Source organism: Streptomyces sp. CY-1, assembly GCF_047218265.1.
Taxonomy (GTDB): domain Bacteria; phylum Actinomycetota; class Actinomycetes; order Streptomycetales; family Streptomycetaceae; genus Streptomyces; species Streptomyces niphimycinicus.
Genome location: NZ_CP178393.1, coordinates 9,919,765 through 9,935,011, shown reverse-complemented (window position 1 = coordinate 9,935,011; position 15,247 = coordinate 9,919,765). Strand labels below are relative to the sequence as shown.

Sequence of the window (15,247 nt, the reverse complement as noted above, 5' to 3'; positions counted from 1 at the left end):
TACCGCCCATCTCTTTGTATTCCAACTCCGGGTACTGTCAGGACAGGCCGAGTTCGTTCTCGATGAAGTCGAAGATCTCGTCGTCCGAGGCGGCGTCGATGCGGCCGGCGACCGCGTCCTCCGCGTCCTCCGGGCCCTGGCCGAGCCGTACCAGCAGGTCCTGGAGACGCGAGGCGAGCGTGCTGCGCGCCTCCTCGTCGGTGGCGACGCGGGCCAGATTGCTTTCCAGTGCGTCGAGTTCCGGAAAGGCCATCGACGCGGCGGTGAAGGTCTCCGGGGCGATCTCGGCTTCCAGATAGGCGGCGATCGCCGCAGAGGTGGGGTAGTCGAAGAGCAGGGTGACCGGCAGCCGCCGCCCGGTGGCCTTGCCGAGCTGGTTGCGGAGTTCGACGGCGGTGAGCGAGTCGAAGCCGAGGTCCAGCAGACCTCGTTCCGCATCGACGGCGGCCACCGAGTCGAAGCCCAGCACCCCGGCCACGGTCGTACGCACCAGGTCCAGCAGGAACCGGCCGCGCTCGGCCTCCGGCAGGCTGGAGAGATGCTGCTTGAGCCCCTCGGGCCGCGCGGACGCGGCCCCGGCTCCCGCTCCCGCGGCGGTCCGGCGGGCGGGCTTGGCGGGCGCGGCCTTCACCAGCCCGCGCAGCAGCGCCGGTACGTCACCGGAGCGCGCCCCGAGCCCCGCGGTGTCGAGCCGCATGGGCAGCACGACGGCGGCGTCCACGGCGCGTGCGGCGTCGAAGAGCCTGGCGCCGTCCGCCGAGGAGAACGGGACGATGCCACCGCGCGCCAGCCGGTTCAGATCGGCGCCCGCCAGCTTGCCGGTCATGTCGCTGCGCTGGGCCCACAGCCCCCACGCATGCGACTGGACGGGGCGGCCCTGGGCACGGCAGTGCTGGGCGAAGGCGTCGAGGAAGGCGTTGGCCGCCGCGTAGTTGCCCTGGCCCATCCCGCCGAAGGTGCCGGCGATGGAGGAGAAGAGGACGAGCGCGGACAGGTCCAGGTCGCGGGTCAGCTCGTACAGGGTGAGCGCGGCGTCGACCTTGGGCCGCAGTACGCGGTCCATCCGCTCGGGGGTGAGCGAGGACACCACACCGTCGTCCAGGACGCCCGCCGTGTGCACGACGGCCGTCAGCGGATGGGCGGCGGGGACGGTGGCCAGCAGCGCCGCCAGCGCCTCCCGGTCGGCCACATCGCAGGCGGCGAGGGTGACCTCGGCGCCCAACTCGGCGAGTTCGGAGCGGAGTTCGGCCGCGCCCTCGGCGTCCGGGCCGCGGCGGCCGGCGAGCAGCAGATGCCGCACACCGCCCTCGGCCACCAGATGGCGGGCGATGACCCCGCCGATGGTGCCGGTGGCCCCGGTGACCAGCACCGTGCCCTCGGGGTCCCAGGCGGGCGGGGCGGTGTCGGGGACGGGGGTGGTGGCGAGCCTGGCCACCGTGATGTCACCCCGGCGCACCGCCAGTTGCGGCTCGTCCAGGGCGAGGGCGGTCGGCAGGGCGCCCACCGACCCCTCGTGCTCATCGAGGTCGACGAGGACGAACCGGTCGGGGTTCTCCGACTGCGCGGAGCGCACCAGGCCCCATACAGCGGCGTGGGCCAGATCGGGCACCTCCGCGGCGGGCGTGGTGGCCACCGCGCCCCGGGTGATGAACACCAGGCGGGAGTCGGCGAACCGCTCCTCGGTCAGCCAGGCCCTGACCAGCGCCAGCGCCCGGCTGGTCGCCGTCCGTACGGCGTCGGCCACCCCCTGGGGCTCCGGTGCGCACGGCACCAGCACGGTGGCGGGCATGGCGGCCGGGTCGGCGGGCAGCGCGTCCAGGTCGCGGTAGGTGTGCGCGTCGAGTCCGACCAGCTTGAAGTCGTCGTCGCCGAGCAGGCCCCAGCTCCCGGCGGGGTACCGCTCGGGCACGGCGGCGGAGGTGTCGGCGGCCACCCAGTCGAGCCGGTAGAGCGTGTCACCGCCGGTGGTGGCGGCGTCGCCGAGCTGTTCGGGCCGCTTGCGCAGCACGAGCGATTCGACGGTGGCCACCGGGCGTCCGATGGAGTCCGCCACGGTCAGGGCCACCGTGTCGGCGCCGCCCGGGGTGAGCCGCACCCGTACCTCTCCGGCCCCGGCGGCGTGCAGCGACACCCCGGTCCAGGAGAACGGCAGCCGGCCCTCGCCGTCCTGGAACGTCGGGGCGAGCGCGATGGTGTGCAGCGCGGCGTCCAGCAGGGCCGGGTGCAGCCCATAGCCGGTGGCGGCGGACTGCTGCTCCTGGCCCGGCCGTACCTCGGCGAACACCTCGTCGCCGCGCAGCCAGGCCGCGCGCAGCCCCTGGAACGAGGGGCCGTAGCCGAAGCCGCCCGCCGCGAACCGCTCGTACAGGTCCTCGACCTCGATCGGCTCGGCGCCCGGCGGTGGCCACGCCCCGCCCAGGTCGTAGGAGCCCTCGGCGGCGCCGACCGCCAGCACACCGGTGGCGTGCCGGGTCCACGGCAGCTCCCGGTCCGCGTCCTCGGGGCGGGAGTAGACGTTCAGTGTGCGGTGACCGTCCTCGTCGGGCGCGTCCACCACCAGTTGCAGGGTGACGGCTCCGCGCTCGGGGAGGATGAGCGGCGCCTGGAGGGTCAGCTCCTCGACCCGGTCGCAGCCCACCTGATCACCGGCCTGGATCGCGAGTTCCAGGAACGCGGTGCCGGGGAAGAGCACCGTGTCCAGGACGGCGTGGTCGGCCAGCCAGGGCTGGCCGCGCGTGGACAGCCGCCCGGTGAGCACCAGGCCGTCGGTGCCCGCGAGTTCGACGGCGGCACCCAGCAGCGGATGCCCGGCGGCGCCGAGACCGGCCGAGGCCACATCGCCCACGGTGGCGGGCGCGTCCAGCCAGTAGCGCTGCCGCTGGAAGGCGTACGTGGGCAGCTCCACCCGGCGGGCGCCACGTCCCGCGAACACCTTCTCCCAGTCCACCTCGCCACCATGGGCATGCACCCGGCCGACCCCGGACAGCAGCGACTCGGCCTCACCCCGGCCCTTGCGCAGCAGCGGGACGAACGCGACGGTGTCGATGTCGACGTAGGCGTCGACATCGGGGTCGGCCTCGGCCAGGCACTCCTGGCCCATGGCGGAGAGCACACCGGCGGGGCCGATCTCGACGAAGCGGGTCACCTTACGCCCGGTGAGGAAGCGGATGCCGTCCCCGAAGCGCACCGCCCGGCGGACGTGGCGCACCCAGTACTCCGGCGAGCACAGCTCCTCGCCCGCCGCCTCACCCGTGACGTTGGAGACCACCGCGATCCGCGGCGCGGAGTAGCCGATCCCGGCGGCCACCGTGCCGAACTCGGCGAGCATGGCGTCCATCAGCGGCGAGTGGAAGGCATGGGACACGGTGAGCCGCTTGCTCTTGGCCCCGACCGCCTCCGCGATCCGCAGGACGGTCTCCTCGTCACCGGAGATGACGGTCGCCCGCGGCCCGTTGATCGCCGCCACGCTCACCCGGTCCTCGTGGCCTTCGAGGTGCGGGAGCACCTCGGCCTCGGCCGCCTGGAGCGACACCATCGCACCGCCTTCGGGCAGCGCCTGCATCAGCCGGCCCCGGGCCGCCACCAGCGCACAGGCGTCCCGTAGCGAGAACACCCCCGCCACATGGGCCGCCGCCAGCTCGCCCACCGAGTGGCCGCCCAGGAAGTCCGGGCGCAGGCCCCAGGACTCGACCAGCCGGTAGAGCGCCACTTCGAGGGCGAACAGCCCGGTCTGGGTGAACACGGTCCGGTTCAGCGGCTCCGGGTCCTCCCCGAACACCACCTCCCGTACCGAGCCGTCCAGATGAGGGTCCAGCTCCGCGCACACCGCGTCGAACGCGGCCGCGAACACCGGGAAGGCGTCGTACAACTCCCGCCCCATACCGAGTCGTTGGGCGCCCTGCCCGGTGAACAGGAAGGCCGTCTTCCCGGTGTCGGCCTCCGTCTCCCGGGCCGTCCCCGAGGCCAGTTCCGCAAGGCCCCGCAGCAGCTCGTCCCGCTCGGCGCCGACGACCACGGCGCGGTGGCCGAAGGCCGAGCGGCTCGTCGCCAGCGCGTAGCCGACGTCCACCGGGCACAGCTCCGGCCGCTCCTCCAGATGGGTTCGCAGCCGACCGGCCTGCGCCCGCAGCGCCGTCTCGCTCCGCCCGGAGAGCACCCAGGGCACCACATCGGAGCCGATCGACCGCTCGGCCACCGGTGCGGTGGGCTCGGGGCCCTGCTCCAGCACCACATGCACATTCGTGCCGCTGACGCCGAAGGCGGACACTCCCGCGCGCCGCGGCCGTCCCGTCCCGGGCCACTCCCTGGCCTCGGTCAGCAGCTCCACCGCACCGGCCGACCAGTCGATGTCGGGCGAGAGCGCATCGGCGTGGAGGGTCTTCGGCAGCACACCGCGGCGCAGTGCCAGCACCATCTTGATGATCCCGGCGACCCCCGAAGCGGCCTGGGTATGGCCGATGTTGGACTTCAGCGCGCCCAGCCACAGCGGCCGGTCCGCGTCCCGGCCCTGGCCGTACGTGGCCATCAGGGCCTGCGCCTCGATCGGGTCGCCGAGCCGGGTGCCGGTGCCATGGGCCTCGACCGCGTCCACATCGGCGGCCGTCAGGCCCGCACCGGCCAGTGCCTGGCGGATCACCCGCTGCTGGGAGGGGCCGTTGGGGGCGGTGAGGCCGTTGCTGGCGCCGTCCTGGTTGACGGCGGAGCCGCGCACCAGCGCCAGCACCTCATGGCCGCCTGCCCGCGCGTCCGAGAGCCGCTCCAGCAGCAGCATGCCGACGCCCTCGGCCCATCCGGCGCCGTCGGCGTCCGCCGAGAACGCCTTGCAGCGGCCGTCGGGGGCCATGGCCCGCTGCCGGCTGAACTCGATGAACGTGTCCAGTGTGGACATCACGACGACGCCGCCCGCCAGCGCCAGCGAGCACTCCCCCTGGCGCAGCGCCCAGACCGCCTGGTGGAGGGCGACCAGCGAGGACGAGCAGGCGGTGTCGACGGTGACCGCGGGGCCTTCGAGGCCAAAGGTGTACGAGATGCGCCCGGATGCCACGCTGCTCGCGCTGCCGGTGGCCAGATAGCCCTCGAACTCCTCGGGCGCACGGCCGAAGCGCGATCCGTAGTCGTTGTAGCTGGCGCCGATGAAGACTCCGGCCTGGGTGCCCTTCACCGAGGCCGGGTCGATCCCGGCCCGTTCGAACACCTCCCAGCTCGTCTCCAGCAGCAGCCGCTGCTGCGGGTCGATGGCGAGCGCCTCGCGCGGGGAGATCCCGAAGAACTCGGGGTCGAAGTGGTCGGCCTCGTGGAGGAATCCGCCGCCGGTGGCGTAGAAGGTGCCCGGCTTGTCGGGGTCGGGGTCGTAGTGGCCCTCGATGTCCCAGCCGCGGTCGGTGGGGAAGTCCGAGACGGCGTCGCGGCCGTCCATCAGCAGTTGCCACAGCTCCTCGGGGGTGGTCACCCCGCCGGGCAGGCGGCAGCTCATGGCCACGATGGCGATCGGGTCGTCGTCGACCGCGACGGTGGCGGGCACCGGGCCCGCGGGGGCGGTGGTATCGGTGTCTGCGGCGCCGCTCTCGGCCAGCAGGAAGCGGGTCAGCGCGGTGACGGTCGGGTAGTCGAAGACGAGGGTGACCGGCAGCCGCAGCCCGGTGGCGGCGTTCAGCCGGTTGCGCAGGTCGACGGCGGTGAGCGAGTCGAAGCCCAGCTCGCGGAAGGCACGCCCGGATTCGACCGCCGTGGTGTCGGGATAGCCGAGCGCGGCGGCCACTTCGGTGCTGACGAGGTCGGCCAGCGCCTCCTCGGCCTCCTGTGGCGACAGCCCGGCCAGCCGCTGGACGAGCGGGGTGTCCGCGTCGCCTGTGGTGGCGTCCGCCGCGTCCGTCCGCCGGGCGTCGGGGAGTTCGCCGAGCACGGCGTCCCCGTCCAGCGAGGGGGTGGCGGCGATGAGCCGGTCCCACTCGATATCGGCCACGGCCACATGGGTGTCGCCCACGTCCAGGGCGCGCTGAAGGGCGCCGATCGCCGGGTCGGGCGCCATCGCGGGCATACCGGTGGCCCGCAGCCGCGCCTCGACCGCCTCGTCGACCAGTCCGCCACCGGACCAGGCACCCCAGGCCACGGAGGTGGCGGGGAGGCCCTGGGCGCGGCGGGCGTGGGCGAGCGCGTCGAGGAAGGCGTTGGCGGCCGCGTAACTGCCCTGGCCGGGGCCGCCGAGCGTGCCCGCGAAGGAGGAGAAGAGGACGAAGGCGGACAGCTCGCGGTCGCGGGTGAGTTCATGCAGATGGAGCGCCGCGTCCACCTTCGGGCGCAGCACCCCGTCGGCGCGCTCGGGGGTGAGGGTGTCGAGCACCCCGTCGTCCAGAACGCCCGCGGTGTGGACGATCGCGTCGAGCGGGGCCGCGTCCTCGTCCAGCGTGGCGAGGAGGGCGGCCAGCGCGTCGCGGTCGGCCGCGTCGCACGCGGCCACGGTCACCCGGACGCCCGACTCGCGTAGCTCCGCGGCGAGTTCGGCCGCGCCGGGGGCCTCGGGGCCTCGGCGGCCGGCGAGCACCAGATGTTCGGCGCCACCCCGGGCCAGCCAGCGCGCCACATGGGCGCCCAGGCCGCCGGTGCCACCGGTCACCAGCACGGTGCCGCGCGGCCGCCACGGCGCGGTGGCGTCGGTCAGCGCCGCCGAGGCCCGTACCAGCCTGCGCCCGTGGACGCCGGAGGCGCGCACCGCCACCTGGTCCTCGCCGGTCGACCGGCCCGCGAGCACACCGCACAGCCGCGCGATGGCGCGGTCGTCGAGGGCGCCGGGCAGATCGACCAGACCGCCCCGGCGCCGTGGGTACTCCGCGGCGGCGATCCGGCCCAGGCCCCAGGTGAGGGCCTGTAGCGGGTGGTCCAGTACGTCCGCGCGGCCCACGGACACCGCCCCGCGCGTGGCGTACCAGATGGGGACGTCGGTGCCGGTGTCGCCGAGCGCCTGTAGCAGGGCGAGGTTGAGGGCGAGGCCGAGCGGCTGCGCCGTACCCGCCCCGTACGGCTCCTCGGCGAGCGCGAGGAGCGAGAGCACCGCGGTCGGGGGCGTGTCCGTGGCCGGGGGCGTGTCCGCCGTCGGAGGCGCGTCTGTGGTCGGTGACGTGTCCGCCGTCGCGTCGCCGAGCCTGCGGGCGAGCGCCTCGCGTACGGCGTCCGCCTCGGTCAGCTCCACCAGCCGCACCTGGGCGCCGCGTTCCCGCAGCGCCTCCGCGACCCGCGGGCCTTCCGGCGCTCCGGCGGGCGCGGCGATCAACCAGGTGGCACCGGCCGACGACCGGTCGTGCGGAGCGGTGAGCGCGTCGCCCAGGGGCTTCCAGGTGATGTGATAGCGCCAGGAGTCGAGCACCGACCGCTCGCGGCGCGCCCGGCGCCAAGAGGCCAGCGCCGGAACCACCATGGCCAGGGACGACTCCTCGGCGTCCACTTCCAGCGCGGTGGCCAGCGCCGCCAGATCCTCGCGCTCCACGGCGTCCCAGAAGTCCGCGTCCACCGCTTCGCCTTCGGCGGTGGACGCGGAGGAGCCCTCGAGCCAGTAGCGCTGCCGCTGGAAGGCGTACGTCGGCAGTTCGACGACCGACGCCCCCGTCCCGGCGCATACCGCGGCCCAGTCGACGGCCACGCCACGGACGAACGCCTCGCCCAGCGAGACCAGGAACCGCTCCGGGCCGCCCTCATCACGCCTCAGCGACCCCACCACCACCGCGTCCTCGACGGTCGCCTGAAGCGGCATCGTCAACACCGGATGCGGAGACATCTCCAGGAACGTCCCGAACCCGGCCGCCGACAGAGCCCGCACCGCCGACTCCAGCTCCACCGTCTGTCGCAGATTGGTGTACCAGTACCCGGCGTCGAGTCCGGTGGTGTCGATGGTGTCGCCGGTGACCGTCGAGCAGAACGGCACCGCGGCGCGGCGCGGGGCGATCGGAGCCAGGACGTCGAGGAGTTCCTCGCGCAGCTCCTCGACATGGGCCGAGTGGGACGCGTAGTCCACCGGGATCAGCTTCGCCCGTACGTCCTCGGCCTCGCACTCCGCCTGGAGCTCACGCAACGCCTCCGGGTCACCGGACACCACGATCGAACCGGGGCCATTGACCGCCGCCACCGAGATACGACCGTCCCACGCGGTGATCCGCTCCCGCACCCCATCGGCACTCTCGGCCACGGACATCATCCCGCCACGACCCGCCAGCCCACGCCCAATGGCCTGCGAGCGCAACGCCACCACCCGCGCCCCGTCCTCCAACGACAACCCACCCGCCACCACCGCCGCAGCGATCTCCCCCTGCGAATGCCCCACCACCGCCGCAGGCACGACACCACATGCCCGCCACACCTCCGCCAACGACACCATCACCGCCCACAACACCGGCTGCACCACATCCACCCGACCCAACCCCGGACCCCCACCCCGCAACACCTCGACCAACGACCACTCCACAAACCCCGACAGCGCCACCTCACACTCCGCCAACCGACCCGCGAACACCGGCGACGAATCCAACAACTCCACCGCCATCCCCACCCACTGCGACCCCTGCCCCGGAAACACGAACACCGGACGGGCGTCGGCCGCCGCGACTCCCTCGCCGCGCACCACGTGCGGGGACTCGCCGCCCGAAGCCAGCGCGCCCAGTGCGTCGATCAGCTCGTCGCGGTCGTCGCCCAGGACCAGCGCACGGTGGTCGAACCGGCCCCGGGTGGTGGCGAGCGAGTGGCCGATGTCGGCCGGGGACAGGCCGGGGCGCGCGGTCACATGGGTCAGCAGCCGCTCGGCCTGTGCCCGCAGGCCCGCCGCGCTCTTGGCCGACAGCACCCATGGCACCACTTCCCCACCCACGGGGGCGGTTCCCTCGGCCGAGGCGTCGGAAGGCTCCGCAGCCTGCTCCTTGGGAGCCTCCTCGATGATGGTGTGCACATTGGTGCCACTGGCCCCGAAGGCCGAGATACCGGCCCGGCGGGGCTCCTCGCCGCGCGGCCACTCCCTGGCCTCGGTCAGCAGCTCCACCGCCCCCGCCGGCCAGTCGATCCGCGAGGAGCGCTCCTCGGCGTGGAGCGTCTTGGGCAGCAGGCCGTGGCGCATGGCCTGCACCATCTTGATGACCCCGCCGACGCCCCCGGCGGCCTGCGGATGGCCGATGTTGGACTTCAGCGAGCCGATGAGTACGGGGCGGTCCGCCGCGCGGTCCTTCCCGTACGTGGCGAGCAGCGCGCCCGCCTCGATGGGGTCGCCCAGCGGGGTGCCGGTGCCATGGGCCTCGACCGCGTCGATCTGCTCCGCCGTCAGGGCGGCGTTGGCCAGCGCCTGGCGGATCACCCGCTGCTGGGAGCGGCCGTTGGGGGCGGTGAGGCCGTTGCTGGCGCCGTCCTGGTTGACGGCGGAGCCGCGCACCAGCGCCAGCACCGTATGGCCGTTGCGGCGGGCGTCCGAAAGCCGCTCCAGCAGCAGCATGCCGACGCCCTCGCCGAGGCCCATGCCGTCGGCGCCCTCGGCGAACGCCTTGCAGCGACCGTCCTGCGCCAAGCCGCGCTGCCGGGCGAACCCGATGAGCCCCATCGGGGCGCCCATCACGGCGGCGCCGCCCGCGAGGGCGAGGGAGCAGTCGCCCTGGCGCAGCGACTGGCAGGCCAGGTGGAGGGCGACCAGCGAGGACGAGCAGGCGGTGTCGAGGGTGACGGCCGGGCCCTCCAGGCCCAGGGTGTAGGCGACGCGGCCGGACATGATGCTCGCGGAGATTCCCGTGACCAGGTGGCCCTCCAGCCCTTCGGGCATATGCGGCCAGTCGGGGATGTAGCCCTGGTAGGCGGCGCCCACGAAGATGCCGGTCTTGCTGCCGCGCAGGCCCGCCGGATCGATTCCGGCGCGCTCGAACGCCTCCCAGGAGGTCTCCAGCAGCAGCCGCTGCTGCGGGTCCATCACGGTGGCCTCGCGGGGCGAGATGCCGAAGAACGCCGGGTCGAACTGGTCGGCGTCGTGGAGGAATCCGCCCTCGGTGGCGTAGACGGTGCCCTGCCGGTCGGGGTCCGGGTCGTACAGGTTCTCCAGGTCCCAGCCGCGGTTGCCGGGGAAGCCGGAGATGGCGTCGCGCTCGCCGGTGACCAGCTCCCACAGGTCCTCGGGGCCGCGCACATCGCCCGGGTAGCGGCAGCTCATCGCCACGATGGCGATGGGTTCGCGGGACGCGGCGGTGAGTTGCTGATTGGCCCGGCGCAGCCGTTCGGTCTCCTTCAGAGACTCCCGCAGCGCGCCAACGATCTTGTCGGTTGGGTTTGCCATTGTCAGCTCCGCAGTCGAGTCTCGTCAGAGGTCGTTCTTGTCGTAGGCCATGCGGACGAGGTCATCCACGTCCAGGTCGTCGATGGACTCGGCGGGTTCCTCGTCCACCGGTCCGGCGGCGGGGTCATGGGAACCGGCCAGCCGCAGCAGCTCGTCCAGCAGCCCGGATTCGCGGAGCCGGAGCAGGGGGATGGAGGTCAGTGCCGCGCGGACCTCGGCCTCCTCGGCGTCCTCGGGGCCGAGGCCGGTGCTCGCGGTGTCAGCGGGGAAGAGTTCGGCGCCGATGTGTCCGGCGAGTTCCTCCGCGCTCGGGTAGTCGAAGACGACGGTGACGGGGAAGCGGAGCCCGGTCGCGGTGCCCAGGCGGTTGCGCAGGTCGACGGCGCTCAGGGAGTCGAAGCCCAGTTCGCGGAAGGCGCGCTGGGCGTCGACGGCCTCCGGGCCGGGATAGCCGAGCACGGTGGCGATCTGCGAGCGCACCAGCGACAGCACGGCCACCCGCCGGTCCGCCGGGGCCATATCGGCCAGCCGGTCGCGCAGCGAGGAGGACTCTCCGGTCGTGTCCGCCCCCGTGCCGGCGTCGGCGGCGAGGATCCGCGCCACGTCGGGCACCTGGCCGATGAGCGGGCTGGGCCGGGCCGAGGTGAAGACGGGGACGAACCGCTCCCAGTCCACGTCGGCGACCACGACCACGGTCTCGTCCCCGTCCATCACCTGCCAGAACGCGTCGATGGCGAGCCGGGGAGTCATGAACGGGATCCCCCGGCCGCGCAGTTGCTCCTCGGCGAGGTTGGCGGCCATGCCGCCCTCCTCGGGGCTCCAGATGCCCCACACCACCGAGGTGGCGGTGAGGCCGCGGGCCCGGCGGTTCTCGGCGAGCCCGTCGAGGTAGGCGTTGGCGGCGGCGTACGCGCCGTGTTCACCACTGCCCCAGACGGCCGAGATGGAGGAGAAGAGCACGAAGGAGTCGAGCGTGTCCCGGTCGAAGAGGGCGTCCAGGTTGGCGGCGCCCGCGACCTTGGCCTCCGCCGTGTCGGCGAACTCCGCCAGATCGGTGTCGGCGAGCGGAACGAGCACACCGGCACCCGCGATGTGCAGCACGGAGCGGATCGGCGGGCCCTCGGCCTCCACCTCCCGTACGAGCGCCTCCAGCGCGGCGCGGTCGGCCACATCGCACGCGGCCACGGTGACCTTGGCGCCGAGTTCGGTCAGTTCGGCCTTGAGCTTGTCCGCGCCGGGCGCCTCGGGGCCACGTCGGCTGGTGAGCACCAGGTGTTCGGCACCGGCCTGGGCCAGCCGGCGGGCGATCTGGGCTCCGACACCACCGGTGCCGCCGGTGAGCAGCACGGTGCCCCCGGGGGTCCAGGCGGCGCCGCTCCCCCGGTGTCCGGCGGCCCGTACCAGCCGCCGGGTGAACACGCCGGAGGGCCGCAGGGCCAACTGGTCCTCGTCGCCGAGACGGCCCGCCAGCGCGCCGCACAGCCGTGTGGTGACCCGGCCGTCGACGGTGCCCGGCAGGTCGATCATGCCGCCCCAGCGCTGCGGGTGTTCGAGGGCGGCGACCCGGCCCAGCCCCCATACGGCCGCCTGGGCGGGGCTGTCGAGCACATCGGTGCCGCCGACGGACACACCCCCGCGGGTGGCCAGCCACAGCGGGGCCGCCACCCCCGTGTCGCCGAGGGCCTGGACGAGGGCGAGGGTGAGCGCGAGGCCCATGGGCACTCCCGCGTGGCCGGGGTGCGGTGCGTCGGCGAGCCCGAGCAGGGAGAGCACTCCGGACGGGGTGGCTCCGGAGGTGGCCTCGGCGAGCCGCGCGGCGACCGCGGCGCGATCGGCCTCGGCCACCTCGGCGGTGACGACCGTAGCGCCGTGGGTCTCCAGACCGTCGCGTACGCCCTCGATCAGCTCGGTGGCGGGGTGTCCGGCCGGGACCACGAGCAGCCAGGTGCCGGTCAGGGCCGCCGAAGCCGGGTCCGGCACCCGGTTCCAGGTGACGTGGTAGCGCCAGGAGTCGAGCACGGACCGCTCCCTGCTGCCGCGGCGCCATGAGGACAGCGCCGGGAGCACGGTCCGCAGCGACGACCGCTCCTCGTCTGCGTCCACTTCCAGCGCGGCGGTCAGCGCGGCCAGGTCCTCGCGCTCGACGGCGTCCCAGAACTCGGCCTCCACCGGGTCGCCTCCGGTGGCGGCCACCGGTGCCGGGGGCTGCTCCAGCCAGTAGCGCTGCCGCTGGAAGGCGTACGTCGGCAACTGCACAACGGACGCGCCCAGCCCGGTGAACACCGCGGCCCAGTCGACGGCCACCCCACGGACGAACGCCTCGCCCAGCGAGGCCAGGAACCGCTCCGGGCCGCCCTCGTCACGCCGCAGCGACCCCACGACCACCGCGTCCTCGACGGTCGCCTGTAGCGGCATGGTCAGCACCGGATGGGGGCTCATTTCGAGGAACGTCCCGAACCCGGCGGCCGACAGTGCCCGCACCGCCGACTCCAGCTCCACGGTCTCCCGCAGATTGGTGTACCAGTACCCGGCGTCGAGCCCGGTGGTGTCCAGGGGGGCGCCCGTCACGGTGGAGTGGAAGGTGATGTCCGAGGTGCGCGGGCGGATCGGGGCGAGGAGGTCGAGGAGTTCCTCGCGCAGTTCCTCGACATGGGCCGAGTGGGACGCGTAGTCCACCGGGATCAGCTTCGCCCGTACGTCCTCGGCCTCGCACTCCGCCTGGAGCTCACGCAACGCCTCCGGGTCACCGGACACCACGATCGAACCGGGGCCATTGACCGCCGCCACCGAGATACGACCGTCCCACGCGGTGATCCGCTCCCGCACCCCATCGGCACTCTCGGCCACGGACATCATCCCGCCACGACCCGCCAGCCCACGCCCAATGGCCTGCGAGCGCAACGCCACCACCCGCGCCCCGTCCTCCAACGACAACCCACCCGCCACCACCGCCGCAGCGATCTCCCCCTGCGAATGCCCCACCACCGCCGCAGGCACGACACCACATGCCCGCCACACCTCCGCCAACGACACCATCACCGCCCACAACACCGGCTGCACCACATCCACCCGACCCAACCCCGGACCCCCACCCCGCAACACCTCGACCAACGACCACTCCACAAACCCCGACAGCGCCACCTCACACTCCGCCAACCGACCCGCGAACACCGGCGACGAATCCAACAACTCCACCGCCATCCCCACCCACTGCGACCCCTGCCCCGGAAACACGAACACCGGCTTCCCGACCGGGCCCGCCAAGCCCTGAGCCACGAGGCCACCGGGCTCGCCCCGGGTGAGCGCCGTCAGACCGCCGCGGAAGTCCTCGACGCCGCCGCCGACCACCACGGCGCGGTGGTCGAAGAGGGCGCGGGTGGTGGCCAGCGAGAAGCCCACGTCCGCCGGGGGCAGCTCCGGGTCCTCCGCGAGGCGCGTCAGCAGCCGTTCCGCCTGCGCCCGCAGGCCCGACTCGGTCTTGGCCGAGAGCACCCACGGCACCGTTGCGCCGCCCACCGGGGCGTCACCCTCGGCCGAAGTGCCCGAAGGCTCCTCGTCGGGGGCCTGCTCGATGATGGCGTGGGCGTTGGTGCCGCTGGCACCGAAGGCGGAGACCCCGGCGCGGCGGACCCGCCCGGTCTCCGGCCACGGCCGGGCCTGGGTGAGCAGTTCGACGGCGCCCGAGGACCAGTCCACGTTGGGCGACGGCTCCTCGATGTGCAGGGTCCTGGGCAGCACGCCGTGGCGGATGGCCTGCACCATCTTGATCACGCCGCCGACCCCCGCGGCGGCGGCCGTGTGACCGATGTTGGACTTCAGCGAGCCGAGCCACAGTGGCCGGTCGGCCGGACGCTTCTTCCCGTACGTGGCGAGCAGGGCGCCCGCCTCGATCGGGTCGCCCAGCGACGTTCCCGTGCCATGCGCCTCGACCACATCGACATCGGCGCCGGACAGCGTGGCGTTGGCCAGCGCCTGGCGGATCACCCGCTGCTGCGCACGGCCGTTGGGCGCGGTGAGGCCGTTGCTGGCGCCGTCCTGGTTGATGGCGGAGCCGCGGACGACCGCGAGCACGGTGTGGCCGTTGCGGCGGGCGTCGGAGAGCCGTTCCAGCAGCAGCACTCCGACGCCCTCGCCCCAGGCGGTGCCGTCGGCCGTCGAGGAGAACGCCTGGCAGCGGGAGGAGGTGGACAGCGCGCGCTGGCGGCTGAACTCGATGAAGCCATTCGGGGTGGACATCACGGTGGTGCCGCCGGTGAGCGCCATCGAGCAGTCGCCCTGCCGCAGCGCCTGGCAGGCCATGTGCAGCGCCACCAGCGAGGATGAGCACATGGTGTCGACCGTGACGGCCGGTCCCTCCAGGCCCAGGGTGTAGGCGACGCGGCCGGAGAGGATGGCGCCCGAGGCGCCCATGGACATCTGGCCTTCGAGCCCTTCGGGCAGCTCGGTCAGACCGCGGGCGTAGTCGAAGTCGGTGGCGCCCATGAAGATGCCGGTGTCGCTGCCGCGCAGGGTGCCCGGGTCGATTCCGGCCCGTTCGAAGGTCTCCCAGACCACTTCCAGCAGCAGCCGCTGCTGCGGGTCCATGGTGAGGGCCTCGCGCGGCGAGATACCGAAGAACGCCGGGTCGAACTGGTCCACGTCATGCAGGAATCCGCCCTGGCGGGCGTAGGTGCGGCCCTCCCGGTCGGGGTCCGGGTCGAAGAGGTTCGGCAGGTCCCAGCCCCGGTCGGCCGGGAAGTCGCCCATGCCGTCCCGGCCTTCGGCCACGGCCTGCCACAGGTCCTCGGGGGACCGGATGTCGCCCGCGTAGCGGCAGTTCATCGCCACGATGGCGATGGGCTCGGGGGTCTGAAGCTCCTGGATCCGGCCGTGTGCCGCGCGGAGGTGGCCGGTGGCCCGCTTGAGGTAGTCGCGCAGCTTCTTCTCGTTGTCCATGGTCGTCAGCTCCTCAAGAGGGCC

1 protein-coding gene and 1 pseudogene are annotated in these 15,247 nt (G+C 73.7%); both read right to left on the bottom strand.

Annotated elements, in window-relative coordinates:
* Window positions 1-37: 37 nt before the first annotated feature.
* Window positions 38-10,243, bottom strand: a complete 10,206-nt coding sequence (locus tag ACK1X7_RS42695) for a type I polyketide synthase (RefSeq protein WP_413116952.1) — start codon at window positions 10,241-10,243, stop codon at window positions 38-40.
* 69 nt (window positions 10,244-10,312) lie between these two features.
* Window positions 10,313-15,223: pseudogene (locus ACK1X7_RS42690) on the bottom strand (type I polyketide synthase); the annotation flags it as partial.
* Window positions 15,224-15,247 lie beyond the last annotated feature (24 nt).